A 15,770-nucleotide genomic window follows, 5' to 3' on the forward strand; every position below is an offset into this window, starting at 1 on the left:
ATATCAGCCGATTTGCGGCCCGAAGCAACAAGCGTCACGTAGTGGCTGGGGCACAAAAAAAAACACGCCCCCGTGCTGACGAGGAGCACGGGGGCATGGTCGGTACAGTTGAGCCGGTAACTTCCGGAGAAGCGGTCCGATGAGCTTATTCCACAATCAGGCGCTGGCTGACCGGGCCGCAACGCAGCACGTACACCCCGGCGGGCAGTCCGCGCAGGTCCAGCACGGCCTCGGCTTTGCCGCTGGCCGGGTAACGGCGCACTTCCCGGCCCAGCGCATCAAGCAGCGTGGGCTGAGCCGCGGCGCCGGCCGGCAGCCGCATCGTTACCTGGGTGCGGGCCGGGTTGGGGTACAGGGCCAGCTGCGGGCGGCTGTGGCCCGGGGCCGCGGTGGCCAGCAGCAGCGGGTCGTTGAGCACGCCCAAGGCGGCCGTCGTGACGCCCGCGGGGCTGCTCACCACCAAGCTGCCGAAGGCGGCCAGCGGCGTGGCGGTGCCCCCGACCACAACCTGGTTGCCGCTCAGGGCCAAGGCCCGGAAACTGTCGCCGCCCAGGCCGCCGGCTGCGCGGGCCCAGCTGATGCTCGGGCTGCTGCCGTTGTCGGTGAGGCGCACCACTAGGCCGTCGGAGCCGCCGGCGCTGCGCAGCGTTGTGCCGCCGTAGGTTTCGGTGCCCACCAGCGTCGTGGCGGCGTAGATGCCGGTGCCGTTGACGGCCAGTTGGTTTACGAAAGTGTTGAGCAGCTGCACCCAGCCCACGCTCAGCGCGCCGTTGGTGTCGACCACTTTCATCACGAAGCCCGAACCGGTACCCGTCAAGGTCGCTCCCGTCCAGCTGCTGCTGTTGGTGCGGCCCGATACGTATACCGTGCCGCTAGGACCTGCCGTCAGGCCCACCGGAAACTCCGAACCGATGCCGCCAGCCCGCAGGGCGCCCGCAAAGTCGGCCGAGGTGCCGCCGTCGATGAGGCGCGCCACGGCAATGTCGTTGGTGCTGGAAGCACTGCCGCTGGAGCCGGCCGCCGTCACCGTGGTGGTGCCGAAGCTGACGGAGCCGTAAAGCACCGCGCTCAGGTATACCGTCGAGCCGGTAGCGCTCAGGCCGTACACGTTGACGGTGCTGCCGTCGGGGCTGCCCACGGTTTTGATCCAGTTGCAGGTGGCCGAGCTGCCGTTGTCGGTGAGGCGGGCCACGTAGCCGTCGTCTTGGCTGACGTTGCCGCTGACAGTGCGGTTGCCCACCGTCAGGGAGGGGCCGGTGAAGTCACCGCCCACGTACACGTTGTTGCCGGTGGCCGTCAGCGCTTCCACAAACACGCCGCTGTTGTCGTCGAGCAGTTGCGCCCAGCCCCAGCTGGCCGAGCTGCCCGCGTCGGTGAGCTTGGCCACGTAGCCGTTGTAAGGGCCCGCCGAGGTGGCCGTCAGCGTGGTATTGCCGAACGAAATCGACTGGGTTGTGAACTGCCCGGCCAGGTAGATGTTGCTGCCGCTCACGGCCACGCCGGCAAACACGTCTTCGTTGGCCGCGGCGCCGGCGCGCACGGCCCAGGTGTAGGTGCCGGTGGCGGGGTTGAACTTGGCCACGAACACATCGAGGCCGCCCGCGCTGGTGAGGGTGGTGCTGCCCAGCGTGATGCTGCCGCTAAACTCGCCGGCCACCACCACCGCCCCGTTGGGCAGCGGGGCCGCCCAGCGAATCAGGCTGGCGTTGGCAACGACCTGGGCGTTTTGCCACTCCGGGGCCGGATTGGGGCTGGTCAGCACGGTGTAGTTGACCAAGCCGTTGCTGCTGCCGCTGGCCGTGGTCACGTTTACCTGGCCCGATTGGGCGCCGGCGGGCACCACCACGCCGCTGATCTGCGTGCCGGCGGCGTTGACGGTGAAGCCCGACGTGACCACGTTGTTGCCGCTGCCGGCGAAGGTAATGGCCGTGGTGCCGGTCAGGCCCTGGCCGTAGAGGGTGACCGTCGAGCCGGCGAGGCCGGCGTTGGGCGCTGCCAGGGTCAGCAGCGGGGCCGGGTCGGAAAGCAGGGCCACGTAGCCCGGGCGCGAGCCGGCGTTGGTGCCGATGCTGAAGCCGGTGCCAAACGCGGCGGGCGTAGCCACCTGCCCGGCCGCAAACCACGTGCGCGAATCGAGGCGGCCCAAGGCACTGGCGTAGTCGGCGCCGGCGCCGCCGGCCTGCTGGCCCCCCACGAAGCTGGCCGAGGCACCCGCGTCGGTGATTTTGGCCACCACCACGTCGGTGCCGCCGGCGCTGGTGAGCGAGCGGCTGCCGAAGCTGGCCGTGCCGGCAAACTCCCCGGCGGCGTACACGCTCGAGCCGTAGACGCCAAGGCCGTTGATGCTGTTGGCGGGGCTGGTGCTGGTACCGCCGTTTTGCAGGGCCCAGGCCCAACTGGCCGAGCTGCCCGCGTCGGTGAGCTTGCTCACGAACAGGTTGGCGGCCCCGGCATTGGTGAGCGTGGTGCCGCCGAAGGCCGCGCTGGCGCTGCGGTAGCTGCCGCCCACGTACACGCTGCTGCCGTTGGTGGTCAGGCTGCGGGCGTAGTCGTCGCCGGTGCCGCCGGCCCGCTGGGCCCAGTACTGCGTGTTCACGTCGAAATAGTCCAGCTTCAGGGCGAAGACGTCTTCGCCCCCGTCACTGGTCAGCGGGCCGCCGGGCATGGTGTTGGCCGCATTGGTGAAGGTGCCGGCGGCGTACACGAAGTTGCCGAAGACCTGCAGGGCCGTCACGTTGTCGCCGGCCCGCACCACCGGCGCCGGGCTGACGGGCAGGCTGGGGGCCGAAGCGTAGTAGCGGGCCACGAAGCCGCCCGAACCCGGCAAGGTGTACGAATCGAACGTGGCGCTACCGCCGGTCGAGCCGCCCAGGTACAGGTAGGTAGAAGCGTAGTTGCTGAGGCTGGTGGCGTAGTCGTTGGCTGTGCCGCCCGCGCGTTTGGCCCAGCTCACCGTGCCGCTGGTGCCAAAGTCGGTGACGCGGGCCAGGAAGATGTCGCTGGTGCCGCCCTGGGCGTTGGTCAGGGTCGGGCGGCTGCCCAGCGTCAGGGTCGGCCCCACGAAGTTGCCGGCCACGTACACGTAGCCCGGTGCCACCGCAATGGCCGTGGCCTGGTTGCGGCCGCTGCCGCTGGTGGTGGCCTGCAGCGCCCAGGCAAAGCCGGTGTTGGGGTTCCACTTGGCCACGAAGATTTCCTGGCCGTTGGTGGTGCTCAGCGTGGTGCCGCCGAGCGTGACGATGCCGGCAAAGCCGCCGGCCAGGTACACGTTGCCGTTGGCGTCGGCGGTGCTGGCCTGCACCTGCACGTCGCCGGCCAGGGCCACGGCGGTTTGCCAATCGGGAGTTTGGGCCTGCGCGGCGCCGGCCAGCAGGCAAAGCCCACCGGCCACAACGGATTGGATTGTCAACAGTACAGGTTTTCGCATAAATCGAGATGAAACAATTTAAGGGAGCAAATTACCATCCGCGCCGTATTTGGCGGCGCTAATCGAAACGGTCCTGCCGATAGGGGGGGCGGCCAACGCAAGCGGCCGGTCTTCGGGTAGAAAACCGGCCGCTTGGCTTCGTCGCTGATCCGGGGTTATTTGCCCTGAAACACGGGTTTGCGTTTTTCGCTGAAGGCCTGCACGCCTTCCCGGTAATCGGCGCTTTCGCCCGCAATCTGCTGGCAGTCTGCTTCGTAATCGAGCATTTCGTCGAGCGAGGCCGCTCCCGATTTGTTTAGCATCTGCTTGATCAGGCCGATGGCTTTGGTGGGCGCGGCGGCGTAGCGGGCGGCCAGGCCGTAGGCCGCTTCGTCGAGCTGCGCGGGCGCCACCACCTGATTCACCAAGCCCAGGCGCAGGGCTTCGTCGGCGGGCACCTTCGAGCCGAGCGCGCACAGCTCAAAGGCCTTGAGGCTGCCCACGAGCCGCGGCAGGAAATACGAGGAGCCCGAGTCCGGCACCAGGCCGATGTTGATGAACACCTCAATCAGCGAGGCGTCGGTGGAGGCCACGATGGCGTCGCAGGCCAGGGCCAGGGAGCAGCCGGCACCGGCGGCCACGCCGTTGAGGCGGCAGACAATGGGCTTGGGCAACGCGCGCATGGCCCGGATGATGGGGTTGTAGCGCTGGTGCAGCGTGTCATAGAAGGAGAAGCTGCCGTCGTCGGTGGCCGCCTGCTGCGAGGCTTTCAGGTCCTGGCCCGAGCAAAACGCGCGGCCGGCGCCGGTCAGCACCACGGCCCGCACCTGCTCATCAAGGGCGACTTGCTTGAGCGCATCCTGCAGCTCGTAGCTCTGCGCGTCGTTAAACGCGTTGAAGACCTCGGGGCGGTTCAGGGTGATGGTGGCTACGCCGTCGGGGCGCACCTCGTAGAGCAGGCTGGTGTATTCGGGCATGGTTGGAAGATGAGGGGGTGAGAGTATGAGCAGCCGTAAAAGTAGCTGCCATCGGTTCAGCCCGCCGCCATGCGCGGCGCCCGTCGAAACAGTTCTGCTTTGGCCACCCCACCACGGCCGCTGCGCCCGCAGCTGGCATTACCGAGTGAGGGCACGGCGGTTGCGGTAGTCGGTGCGCTGATCAAGTCGCTGGCTTCGACCTCACAGCGGAGTGCGTCGTTACCCCAGCAGCGCTTCGGCCAGCAGCAGGTCTTCCGGCGTGGTTATTTTCAAGTTGCGGTAGTCGCCCGGCACCAGCTGAATCGGGTGCAGGTCCTCCACCACGCTTGCGTCGTCGGTAAAAGTGGGCAGCTCGGGCAGCTGGTAGGCGCGGCGCAGCAGCTCCAGCTCGAAGCACTGCGGCGTTTGCACCAGGCGCAGGCGCGAGCGGTCCAGGGCGTAAGAACCGGTGGCCGACAGGCCGCGCACTGAGTCTTTGGGCGCCACGGCCGCCACCGCCGCCCCGTGCCGGGCCGCCGCCGCGTAGGTGGTTTCGATAACACTCGTCGGGGTCAGCGGCCGCACGCCGTCGTGCACGGCCACCACGCCAGCGCTGTAGTCCTTCAGCTGCGCCAGGCCCTGCCGCACCGAGGCCCAGCGCGAGGCCCCGCCCGTGGCCACCTCGTGGGCCAGTTCCGGCGCGTAGCGCGCGTGCAGCTCCCGCCACACGGCCAGCTGCTCGGCGGGCAGCACCAACACGATGCGCTCGACTCCCAAGGCCGGCTCGGCGAAGCGGCGCAGCGTGTGCACCAGCACCGGTTCCCCGCGCAGCGCCAGAAACTGCTTGGGCCGGTCGGCGCCCATGCGCGTGCCGCTGCCCCCGGCCACGATGATGGCCAAGCGGGTATCGGGAGAGGAAATGCTGGGAGCAGGAGCAGAGGGCACGGCAGAGGAAACTGGAATGGCAAACGAATCGGGCGTAAAAGTAAGTGGCCGCCGGCCACCGGACCGCCCGCAACTTCCTCGCCCGGCGCTGCGTCTTAACCCGGTTAGGACTTTCTCCCTACGCTCGTTGCCATGAAACCAGCTGCTGACCACGCCGTCCCATCATCAAGCACCGCGTCTGCTGGCCAAGAGGCTGCCGGCGCCACCCGTATCAGTCACCAGGCCATCGGGGCTCAGGCTATCGGGGCCCAGGCTACGGGCGCTTCGGTTACCGGCGCGCAGGCCACCGGGGCCAGCGCCCGCGGGGCCTTAGCCGTCGGCGCGGCGGCCATTGGGGCCCTGGCCGTCGGGGCTTTGGCCGTGGGCGTGGTGGCCATTCGCCGGCTGCGCGTGGCCCAGGCCCGGCTGCAAAAGCTGGAAGTCGGGCAGCTGACCATCCGGCGGCTGCAGGTCGACGAGCTGGTCGTCAACCAAACCCTGCGCGCCCCCGACTCGTCGGCCGGGCGCAATCCAGTTGAATAAACGCCCGTACCCACACAAAAAAGCCCGGCCGTGGAAACACGGCCGGGCTTTGCGGTTCCAGGACGACTGCTGACGGGTTGAGCGTCACCTGTCGCCTTGGTGCCCAGTTACAGAATCAGCATGGCGTCGCCGTAGCTGAAGAACTTATACTTCTCCTTGATGGCCGTCTGGTACGCCTCGATGAGCAGGTCGTAGCCGGCGAAGGCCGAGGCCAGCATCATCAGCGTGCTTTCCGGCATGTGGAAGTTCGTGAGCAAGCAGTTGGCAATCTTGAACTCGTAGGGCGGGAAGATGAACTTATCGGTCCAGCCTTCCGTGGGCTTCAGGCGCGAGTTGGCCGACACCGACGATTCCATGGCGCGCATGGAGGTGGTGCCCACGGCGCACACGCGTTTTTTTTGGTCGAGGGCGCGGTTCACAACGGTGGCCGATTCGGCCGGCACGATGAAGTTTTCCGAGTCCATCTTGTGCTTGGTCAGGTCTTCCACGTCGACGGGGCGGAACGTGCCCAGGCCCACGTGCATGGTCACCGGCACCATTTCCACGCCTTTGATTTCGAGGCGCTTGATAACTTCGCGGGTGAAGTGCAGGCCAGCCGAGGGCGCGGCCACGGCGCCCGTGTGCTTGGCGTAGATGGTCTGGTAACGCTCCTTGTCGGCCGTTTCCGGGTCGCGGGTGATGACCTCCTTGGGCAGCGGCGTTTCGCCCAAATCGTGCAGGGCTTTGTAGAAGTCCTCCTCCGGGCCGTCGAACAGGAACTTGATGGTGCGGCCGCGCGAGGTGGTGTTGTCAATGACTTCGGCCACCATGATGCCGTCGTCGTCGAAGTACAGCTTGTTGCCGACGCGGATTTTGCGCGCCGGGTCCACGAGCACGTCCCACAGGTGCAGTTCCTTGTTCAGCTCGCGCAGCAGGAACACTTCAATCTTGGCGCCGGTTTTTTCTTTGTTGCCGTAGAGGCGGGCGGGAAATACCTTCGTGTCGTTTACCACGAATACGTCGCCGTCGTCGAAGTATTCGATGATATCTTTGAAGGTGCGGTGCTCGATGCGCCCCGAGTCGCGGTGCACCACCATCAGGCGCGACTCGTCGCGCTGCTTGGCGGGGTGCTGGGCTACCAGGGATTCGGGCAGGTCAAACTTAAATTCAGAAAGCTTCATGGCCAGCGTTGAGTACAGGCAACAATGCGGGGAGAATACGCATTTTTTTCGGATTGCAAAAGTACGTAACCCGCCCGGATATATAGTTACCTTCCGCCCGAAAAGGTGAAATTGTGAATTTGTGAAGGGTGAGTTGTTGCTCTACACAACGTCATATTGGTAGTCACAAATCCCCAACTTTACCACTCCGCTCTTGACCTGCTATGAAAACCCTTCGCCTGACGTTTGAAAGCTTCCGGTTTGCCTGGCAGGCCCTGCAGGCCGATTTGCTGCGCACCATTCTGTCGCTGCTGGGCGTCACCATCGGCATCTTCGCCATCATCGCGGTGTTCACCGTGGTCGACTCCCTGGAGGCGAGCATCCGGCAGAGCATGAGCTTTGTGGGCGACAAAGTCATTTACGTGGCCAAGTGGCCCTGGGCCTTCGGCGGCGACTACCCCTGGTGGAAGTACTTCAACCGGCCCAGCCCCACCATGCGCGACTTCCGGCAGCTGCAGCGCGTGCTCACGCCCGAGAACAACCGCGGCATTGCCTTGTTTGCCGCCCGCGGCGGCAACACCCTCAAGGCCGGCTCCAACAGCGTCGAAAGCATTGCCCTGCAGGGCGTCACCTTCGACTACCGCAAGGTGTCGGACGTACCGATTCAGGAAGGGCGCTACTTCACGCCGCAGGAAGTGGAAGCGGCCCGCAACGTGGCCGTGGTGGGCTACGACATTGCCCACAACCTCTACCCCGTGGGCTCGGCGGTGGGCCGCGAATTCCAGACCCACGGGCGCCGCTTCGTGATTGTGGGGGTGATGGAGCGCGAGGGCAAGAAGCTCATCGACACGCCCAGCAACGATACCAACTGCCTCGTGCCGCTGGGCGCCTTCACGAAAATTTACGCCCTGAGCACCGGCGGCATGGGCGGCGCGCAAGGCACCATCGGCATCAAGGGCACCGACAACGACCCGGGCCTGCTCAACCTCGAAGCCGAAGTGCAGGGCGCCATGCGCAACATCCGCGGCCTGAAGCCCCGCGAGGAAGACGACTTTGCCCTGAACCGCCCCGAAATGCTGGCCGACGCCATTACCAAGCTGTTCGGCGTCATCGGCGTGGCCGGGGCGCTCATCGGCGGGCTGGCCACCTTGGTGGGCGGCTTCGGCATTGCCAACATCATGTTCGTGTCGGTGAAGGAGCGCACCAGCCTCATCGGCATTCAAAAGTCGCTCGGGGCCAAGAACTACTTTATTCTCTCGCAGTTTCTCTTCGAAGCCGTGTTTCTCTGCCTGATCGGCGGGGCCGCCGGGCTGTTTCTGGTGTGGCTGGTCACGCTGGTGCCCCAGGATTCCTTCCGCATCTTCATGACGCTGAACCGCATCATCCTGGGCCTGGGCCTCTCGGTGCTCATCGGCATCATCTCGGGCATCGTGCCGGCCGTGGTGGCCGCCATGATGGACCCGGTGGACGCAATCCGGGCGAAATAGCATTTAGCGGCAGCTTCGCCCGGATTTGAAGCAGCGGGCCGATGCTTCAGGCTCGCTCATGGTGGCGTCGGAGCGGTATTCATCCGATAACAAATTAGCCATACTAGTGAGGCGGATGTTAACAAATTGTTAACTTGGCCGCCCATACTTTTGGTCGTTCCGCCGCGTAGGCGTCGAACGGCCTTTCTTTTGCCCCCTAATTCATTCCCATTTTTTCACTTCCCGGTCCGCCGCGCCCGAACCTGTGCGGTTGCATCAGCCCTTGAAGACCCAGGCGGCCCGGCACATTACCTCAGCGTGGCTATGACCAAACTGAAAAAAAGCAGCAAAACCAAGCTTCAGGAAGAAGCCCACAACGTCGGTAGCGGCCAAACCATCGTGCAGCCCGACGTCAACGACAACAAGGCCACGACCATCAGCGACCTGCGGGAGAAAGAGCACGGCGAGCGGACCACCCAACTCGACGACGAGCAGCGCATCCGCAAGGCCTTCGTCGACAAGGACTGGAACGAGATTAAGATTGCCGACTCCTGGCAGATCTTCAAGGTGATGGCCGAGTTCGTGGAGGGCTTCGAAAAGATGTCCAAAATCGGCCCCTGTGTGTCGGTGTTCGGCTCGGCCCGCACCAAGCCCGACAACCCGTATTACCAACTGGCCGAGGAAATTGCGGCCAAGCTGGTGCGCCACGGCTATGGTGTCATCACCGGCGGCGGCCCCGGCATCATGGAAGCCGGTAACAAAGGTGCCCGCTCCGAGGGCGGTAAGTCGGTGGGCCTCAACATCGAGCTGCCCTTCGAACAGACGCACAACATCTACATCGACCCGGACAAGGTTATCAACTTCGATTACTTCTTCGTGCGCAAGGTGATGTTCGTGAAGTACGCCCAGGGCTTCATCGGCATGCCCGGCGGCTTCGGCACCCTCGACGAACTGTTCGAAGCCATTACCCTGATTCAGACCCGCAAAATCGGCCGTTTCCCCATCGTGCTGGTGGGCTCCGCTTACTGGAACGGCCTGTTCCAGTGGATCGAGGACGTGATGCTGCACGAGGAGCACAACATCTCGCCCGAAGACATGCAGCTGGTGCAAATCGTGGACGACGCGGCTTCGGCCGTGAAAATCATCGACGATTTCTACCAGAAGTACCTGCTCTCCCCGAACTTCTAAGCTTCGGCTGGCGCTACCACGCAAAGCCCCCGGCCCAGCCGGGGGCTTTTTTGTTGGGCAAAGTCAAACCAAGTTTGGTTATGTGCTATTATTTGCGTTATATGTAGTCCTGTTATTGTGCCGGAAAGAATTTCGGCCTTTTCCCCTTCTCGGTTCACTAGTATGAATTCCACCAAACACGTTTACATCGTCCCGCGCTGGGGCGGTAACTCCGGCAGCGACTGGTACCCCTGGCTAAAGCAGCAGCTCGAACAAGCATCGGCGGAGGACCATTGCCGCTACGAAGTACACCCGCTGGACATGCCCGCCTGGGATGTCCCCGTCATCAGCCAAGCCGTAGACCACTTGGCCCAGCTGCTGCCGCCCGTTAAGCTGCGCGAGCAGGATATCTACTTGGTGGGCCACAGCGTGGGCTGCCTGGCCATTCTGCATTACCTCGCCGAGATTAACAAGCAGGACCCGGCCGTGCGGGTGGGCGGGGTGCTCTGCGTGGCCGGCTGGTTTATGGTCGACAGCCCCTGGCAGGACATCCTGCATTGGATGAACGCGCCCATTGATTACGAACTGGCCCGGCAAGCCATTCCGGAGGACAAGTTAATGGTGCTCCTTTCCGACGACGACCCGTACACCTCGGCTTACCAGCAAAACGAAAAGTTGTGGCTGGAGCGCCTGCAGGCCCAGGTGAGCATTCTGCCGGGCCGGCAGCATTTCAGCGCCACGCTGGACTTGGATGTACGCGATGCCGTGCGGGACCTAGCCGGGGCCTTCGACCACACCGAAACCGCGCGCTAGTAACAGAAAACATCAGCTGTTGAGCCCGGTTTACGCAGCGAGTTAGCGCCCAGAGTGCGAAGTTGACAGGTCGCACCAGCCAAGAATACAGGAAAGGCTTGACGTACGTCAAGCCTTTCCTGTATTGGGAATATAGGACCATTTTGGGAATATAAGGATAAATAATGTTCTAGTATTTATACTTAGGGTATAATACTTGGGCTGAGTCTAGACTTAATTGACGCGTCCGGTCCACGAACGACTCCCATATGGTTCCTGTTAAGCACGTTTATATTATTCCGCGTTGGGGCGGCAACAGTTGCAGCGACTGGTACCCGTGGTTGAAACAGCAGCTTGAAGCTGCTTCCACCGAAGACCACTGCCGCTACGAAGTGCAGCCCCTGGACATGCCCGCTTGGCAGATTCCCACCGTTAGCAACGCGGTGGACTACCTGGCGGAAATGCTGCCGGTCGAACGACTGCGCCGCGAAGAAACCTACCTCGTAGGCCACAGCGTGGGCTGCCTGGCCATTCTGCACCACCTTGCTGAAATCAACAAGCAAGACCCGGCGGTGCGGGTGGGTGGCGTGCTCTGCGTGGCCGGTTGGTTTCTCATCGACAATCCCTGGCAGGACATCCTGAACTGGATGAACGCGCCGGTGGATTACGAGCGGGCCCGCCGCACCATTCCCGACGACAAACTGGTGGTCATGCTTTCGGACGACGACCCGTATACCACGGGTTATCAGCAAAACGAAAAGCTGTGGCTGGAGCGCCTGCAGGCCCGCGTCAACATCCTGCCGGGCCGGCAGCACTTCAGCTCCGAACTGGACCCGGACGTGTGCGACGCCATCCGCGACATGACCGGCGCCTTTCTGCCGCCCTGGCTGGCGCGCGCGTAGCCCAGGCGGCCCGGAATCCGTAGCTTGGGCCGGGGCCGAGGTACCGCGGGCCCGTCACGTTACGTTTCCACCACTTGGAGCCCGAATACGATTACTTACTGGCCGGGGGCGGGGCGGCCGGTCTGAGCCTGGCCTACCACCTGAGCCAAGAGCCGCGCCTACGGGGCAAGCGCGTGCTGCTGCTGGAGCCCGCCGCCAAAGAGCAGAACGACCGCACCTGGTCGTTCTGGACCGACCAGCCCACGCCCTACGACGCCGTGCTGGCGGCCGAGTGGCGGCAACTCGCCTTTCGCAGCCCGCAGTTTTCTGTAGTGCTGCCGCTGCGGCGGCACCGCTACTGCACCCTGCGCGGGCTCGACTTCTACCGCTTTGTGCAGGCCGCGCTGGCGGCGCGCCCGGCCCAGTTTACGCGCGTGGAGGCCCGCGTGGAGCACCTCGTCAACACGCCCGCTGGCGTGGTAGCTCACACTTCAGCCGGCGAGTTCCGGGCGCGTTACGCCTTTGATAGCCGCCCGCCCCACCTGACACCCCGGCCCGACCGGCGTTACCTCTGGCAGCACTTTGTGGGCTGGGAGGTAGAGACGGATTTCGACGCTTTCGATGCGGCCACGCCGGTGTTTATGGACTTCACCGTGCCCCAGCAGCGGGAGTGCCGCTTCGTGTACGTGCTGCCTTTTGGCCCGCGCCGGGCGCTGGTGGAATACACGTTGTTTTCAAGTCAATTGCTGCAGCCGGCGGAGTACGAAGAAGCCCTGCGCGCTTACCTGCACCAGTTGCTGGCAGGGCGGCCCTACCGCGTGGCGGAAACGGAAACCGGCGCCATTCCGATGACCGACCACTCGTTCGAGGCCCGCGACGGGGCGCATATCGTCAACCTGGGCACCCGGGGCGGGCGCGTCAAAGCCAGCACGGGCTACGCCTTTCTGCGCATGCAGCAGCAGGCGGCTCGGCTCACCGAGGCGCTGGCCACTACCGGCACGCTGCCCCACGACTTAACCGGCGACCGGTGGCAGTTTCACCTCTTCGATACCTTGCTGCTCGACATCATGCAGCGCCGGGGCGAACGGACGCGCGACATTTTCGCCGAGCTGTTTCAGCGCAACCCCGTCGAGCGCATTCTGGATTTTTTGGACGAGCGCACGACTTGGCCACAAAATCTGCAAGTGATGAATTCCGTTACACCCTGGCCTTTTCTGCGCTCCATTGTGCAGGTGTTGCGCGGCCAGCCTGGCAAGAGGGAGGAATGAGTGGCTGGTAGAAAAGGCCGTCGTCCTGAGGCGAAGCCGAAGGACCTTTCTCCTATCCCGCACCAACTAAGAAGCGCCGCCACCAACGCCTTTGTACTTGGGCATTGGTGGCGGCGCTTCTTTTCTCTGGCTATCGTTCAAGCGTCAAAGTTTGAGTCTAGCCTAAGCGGCGGTGCAGGACGTGAGGAAAGTCCTGCGCTGCGCGTACGCCAGATGACGTATGACGGGCTTTTCCACTCATTCAGTACTATTCCACCCGCTCAAGACTGGCTTCATTTTCCAACCACGCGCGGGCGGCATCCACGGTGGTGCGGCTCAGGGGCTGCAGCTGCGGCTCGGGGGCCGACATATTCAGCAGGTAGCCGGGCAAGTCGGGCAGCTGCTCCAGGTCATGGGTGATGCAGAGGATGGTTTTGCCGAGCTCCTGACCCCAGCGGCGCAGCAGGCGGAACACCCGGCGGCGGTAATACACGTCGAGCTGCTGGGTGGGCTCATCGAGCAGCCAGAGCGCGGCATCCTGCAGGCGCAACTGGGCCAGCCACACGAGCTGCTGCTCGCCGCCGGAGAGCAGGGTGAAGTCGCGGTGGGCGAGGTGGGCGGCTCCAACTTCCTGCAGGGCGGCGTCGGCCTGGGCGTAGTCGGCGGCGGTGTAGCTGGCCAGTAGGCCGCGGTGCTGGCGGAAACGGCCCATCACCACCAACTCCCGCACGTCGATGGGGAAGCTGACCACGTTGCGCTGAGGCAGGTGGGCCAGCAGGCCTTCCACGGCCGGGCGGCGCACGGTGCGCAGGTCGCGGCCCTGAACGGCAACCTGCCCCTGGTAGGGCAGCTGGCCCGTTAATACCCGAAACAGGGTGGTTTTCCCGGCCCCGTTGTGACCTACGATGGCCACGAAGGCGCCTTGGGGAACGGACAAAAAAAGGTTGCGGAGCAGAACGCGTCGTTCGTACCCCGCAACCAGATGTTCCGCGCGCAGCGCGGGTATGTTGTCAGTTGTCAGTTGTGCGTTGGCGGTCAGGCTCATTTGAAGGGCCGCTTCAGGCCGATCAAGGCCCTGGCAACGGACAACTAAAAACCGATAACTGCCTTAGTATTCGTCCTCGTTAAACATGAAGTCCTCCTTGGTCGGGTAGTCCGGCCACACTTCCTCGATGCTTTCGTAGGGCTGGCCGTCGTCTTCGAGGGCTTGCAGATTTTCCACGACTTCCATCGGGGCGCCCGAGCGGATCGAGTAGTCAATCAGCTCGTCTTTGGTGGCCGGCCAGGGAGCGTCTTCCAGGTACGAGGCAAGTTCCAGGGTCCAGTACATAGTCAGGGTGTGCGTAAAAAGGGGGGAAGTTGAGAAAGGTATCAGGCGCGGGGCCCGCAAAAACCCGGCCGACCGGCGGCCGTAGGACAAGGCGTCAGAAAGCGGCCGGGCGTTGGGCTGACAACGCAAACGCGGCCGAAATGTTGGCTACTGCTGGTAGCGCAGGCGCAGGAATTCGATGAGGTCGTTTTTGGTGCGGATTTTCCGCTCAAACGCCCGGATTTTGCTCTGCAGCATGCTGCGGAACGCCTCGTTGCCGGGCGTGTCGGTGAGCTTGCCCAGGTTTTCCTCGAGCACGGCCTGCTCCTGTCGGTCGTACTTGATGAAGTCCTTGAGGGCGGCCACTCGCTGCTGGTACTGCTCGTCGGCCGGGGGCTTGGGGCCTTCCTGGGGCTGGCGCTTGCGGATGTAGTGCTCCAGGGAGCTGAGCTCGAACACCCGGTCGCAGGCGGAGAGGAACTGCTCCCACACCCGGTCCGACTCGGGGCCGCGCACCGGGCCGACCTTTTTCCAGGCCGTTTGCAGCTCCTTGGCGCGGGCCACGGCCTCGTGCATGGGGCGCTCCACCAGGGCTTCGGCTTCCTTCACCAAGTCGCGCTTGCGGGTGAGGTTGTCGTCCATGTAGTGGTCCTTGGCCTCGCTGCGCTTAGAGCTGATGTGCTCCTTCAGGCGGTCGAAGAAGCGGTTGTGGGCGGCGCGGAAGCGCGTCCAGAGGTCATTGGCGGTTTTGCGCGGCAAGGAGCCGCCTACTTCCTTCCACTGCTGCTGCAAGTCCTTGAGCTGGGCCGTTACGCCCTCCCAGTCCTCGGAGTTCTGCAGAGCTTCGGATTTGTGAATGAGCGACTTGTACTTCTCAAACGCCCGGTTGGTCATGGCCTTTTTGTCGGCCTGGAACGCTTTCTTGCGGGTGTAAAAGTCTTCGACGGCGGCCTGGAAACGATTTTCCATCTCGTCGGTCAGTTCCTTGGCCACGGGCCCGGTCTTGATCCAGGCCTGGCGCAGATCCTTGAGCACCTCGGCGCCGGCCTGCCAGTCCACGCTGGTGTGCAGGGCTTCGGCTTCCTCGATGATTTTGGCTTTGGTGGCCAGGTTTTTCTCGCGGTTGCGGGCCACCAGCGTCCGGATCTGCTCTTCGGCCTCGGTGAGGCGCTCGTGCAGGGCCGTGAAGTCGCCGAGGCCGTCGTAGGCGCCGATTTGCTCCTTCAGGTGCAGGGCCTTCATCAGAAAAGAACCCTTGTTTTCGGATTCGTCGATGCGGGCCAGCAGGTCGTCGACCTTGCCGCGGAAGCTTTCGAAGCGTTGGGCGAAGTAAATGAGGGCGGCGTCCTCGGTGTCTTTTACCTGCCCGACCTGGCGAGCGGGGAATTCCATGAAGGGCCGCAACCAAACCTGGTCGCCTTCGATGTAGCCAAACTGACGGGCTTGGGTGAGCAGCTGGGTTTGCTGTTCCATACGGATACTAACCTATTGAATAGGTGCGGGGTGGTGGGTGGCGGAAAACGAACAACGTACAAGTTTACGGGTTTCGTAACGACTTGACGGTACGGAGATGGAGGAGCTTGGTTAGGCAATAAAACGAACGCGCAGCCAAGCGAGGCGGCATCCGCTGCCGGAAGTTGCATTAGAACCTATATATGATGCAAGTAAACTTATCAGGCTGTTTTCTGTAGCGCGGGTGGTGTAGCTTTGTGAGAACGGGTGAGAAGGCGTAAGAACCCGTCCGCCCGTCTCACCCGCACGTCATGCTGAGCTTGTCGAAGCATCTCTCCCGCTTCGGCTGAGCTGGGGCCAAGAACGTCCTGCCGAGCGCCGCCGAAACCCCGTGCGGCCGGCATGGGCGCCTTACCCCGGCATCCGCGTCCCAAGGCGAGCATACTATCTGGCAAGATTCCTCGACTTCGCTCGGAATGACGTGCTAA

The 15,770-nt window shown here is 63.9% G+C and carries 13 protein-coding genes; 6 read left to right on the forward strand and 7 right to left on the reverse strand.

Annotated elements, in window-relative coordinates:
- Window positions 1–145: 145 nt before the first annotated feature.
- The 3 genes from LJ737_RS03485 to LJ737_RS03495 all read right to left on the reverse strand — a co-directional run bounded on the left by LJ737_RS03485 (window position 146) and on the right by LJ737_RS03495 (window position 5,307).
- Entirely contained in the window at window positions 146–3,427 is a 3,282-nt protein-coding gene (locus LJ737_RS03485; RefSeq protein ID WP_227763003.1) for a T9SS type A sorting domain-containing protein, read from the reverse strand.
- 155 nt (window positions 3,428–3,582) lie between these two features.
- Window positions 3,583–4,383, reverse strand: a complete 801-nt coding sequence (locus LJ737_RS03490) for an enoyl-CoA hydratase-related protein (RefSeq protein WP_227763004.1) — start codon at window positions 4,381–4,383, stop codon at window positions 3,583–3,585.
- Between the two features lie 219 nt (window positions 4,384–4,602).
- On the reverse strand, window positions 4,603–5,307 hold the full coding sequence (locus LJ737_RS03495; protein ID WP_227763005.1) for a 2-C-methyl-D-erythritol 4-phosphate cytidylyltransferase: 705 nt from the start codon (window positions 5,305–5,307) through the stop codon (window positions 4,603–4,605).
- Window positions 5,308–5,439: 132 nt separating this feature from the next.
- Between LJ737_RS03495 and LJ737_RS03500 the strand changes: the two genes are divergently transcribed.
- Entirely contained in the window at window positions 5,440–5,829 is a 390-nt protein-coding gene (locus LJ737_RS03500; RefSeq protein WP_227763007.1) for a hypothetical protein, read from the forward strand.
- A 107-nt stretch (window positions 5,830–5,936) separates the two neighbouring features.
- Here LJ737_RS03500 and queA read toward each other — a convergent pair whose 3' ends face one another.
- On the reverse strand, window positions 5,937–6,989 hold the full coding sequence (queA, locus tag LJ737_RS03505) for a tRNA preQ1(34) S-adenosylmethionine ribosyltransferase-isomerase QueA (protein ID WP_227763009.1): 1,053 nt from the start codon (window positions 6,987–6,989) through the stop codon (window positions 5,937–5,939).
- A 203-nt stretch (window positions 6,990–7,192) separates the two neighbouring features.
- On the opposite strand from queA, the gene LJ737_RS03510 reads away from it, so the two are divergent.
- From LJ737_RS03510 to LJ737_RS03530, 5 genes are all read left to right on the forward strand, one after another.
- Entirely contained in the window at window positions 7,193–8,455 is a 1,263-nt protein-coding gene (locus LJ737_RS03510) for an ABC transporter permease (RefSeq protein ID WP_227763010.1), read from the forward strand.
- Between the two features lie 303 nt (window positions 8,456–8,758).
- A complete protein-coding gene (locus LJ737_RS03515) occupies window positions 8,759–9,622 on the forward strand; it encodes an LOG family protein (protein ID WP_227763011.1) in 864 nt (287 codons plus the stop codon).
- Window positions 9,623–9,784: 162 nt separating this feature from the next.
- Window positions 9,785–10,414 (forward strand): RBBP9/YdeN family alpha/beta hydrolase, encoded by a 630-nt coding sequence (locus tag LJ737_RS03520; protein WP_227763012.1) that lies wholly within the window; start codon window positions 9,785–9,787, stop codon window positions 10,412–10,414.
- A 248-nt stretch (window positions 10,415–10,662) separates the two neighbouring features.
- The gene (locus LJ737_RS03525; RefSeq protein WP_227763013.1) at window positions 10,663–11,295 is read left to right on the forward strand and encodes an RBBP9/YdeN family alpha/beta hydrolase; all 633 of its coding nucleotides are present in this window, start codon (window positions 10,663–10,665) and stop codon (window positions 11,293–11,295) included.
- 74 nt (window positions 11,296–11,369) lie between these two features.
- Complete coding sequence (locus tag LJ737_RS03530) at window positions 11,370–12,542, forward strand: lycopene cyclase family protein (RefSeq protein ID WP_227763014.1); 1,173 nt, start codon at window positions 11,370–11,372, stop codon at window positions 12,540–12,542.
- 247 nt (window positions 12,543–12,789) lie between these two features.
- Here LJ737_RS03530 and LJ737_RS03535 read toward each other — a convergent pair whose 3' ends face one another.
- From LJ737_RS03535 to LJ737_RS03545, 3 genes are all read right to left on the reverse strand, one after another.
- Window positions 12,790–13,566 (reverse strand): ABC transporter ATP-binding protein, encoded by a 777-nt coding sequence (locus LJ737_RS03535; RefSeq protein WP_227763015.1) that lies wholly within the window; start codon window positions 13,564–13,566, stop codon window positions 12,790–12,792.
- Between the two features lie 63 nt (window positions 13,567–13,629).
- Window positions 13,630–13,851, reverse strand: coding sequence for a DUF2795 domain-containing protein (locus LJ737_RS03540; RefSeq protein ID WP_022821757.1), 222 nt, complete (start codon window positions 13,849–13,851; stop codon window positions 13,630–13,632).
- A gap of 147 nt (window positions 13,852–13,998) precedes the next feature.
- Window positions 13,999–15,303: a DUF349 domain-containing protein gene (locus tag LJ737_RS03545; RefSeq protein WP_227763016.1), complete on the reverse strand. Its 1,305-nt coding sequence runs from the start codon at window positions 15,301–15,303 to the stop codon at window positions 13,999–14,001.
- Between the last annotated feature and the right edge of the window lie 467 nt (window positions 15,304–15,770).

Origin of the sequence: Hymenobacter sp. 15J16-1T3B (assembly GCF_020711235.1) — a bacterium.
In the GTDB taxonomy this organism is placed as follows: Bacteria; Bacteroidota; Bacteroidia; order Cytophagales; family Hymenobacteraceae; genus Solirubrum.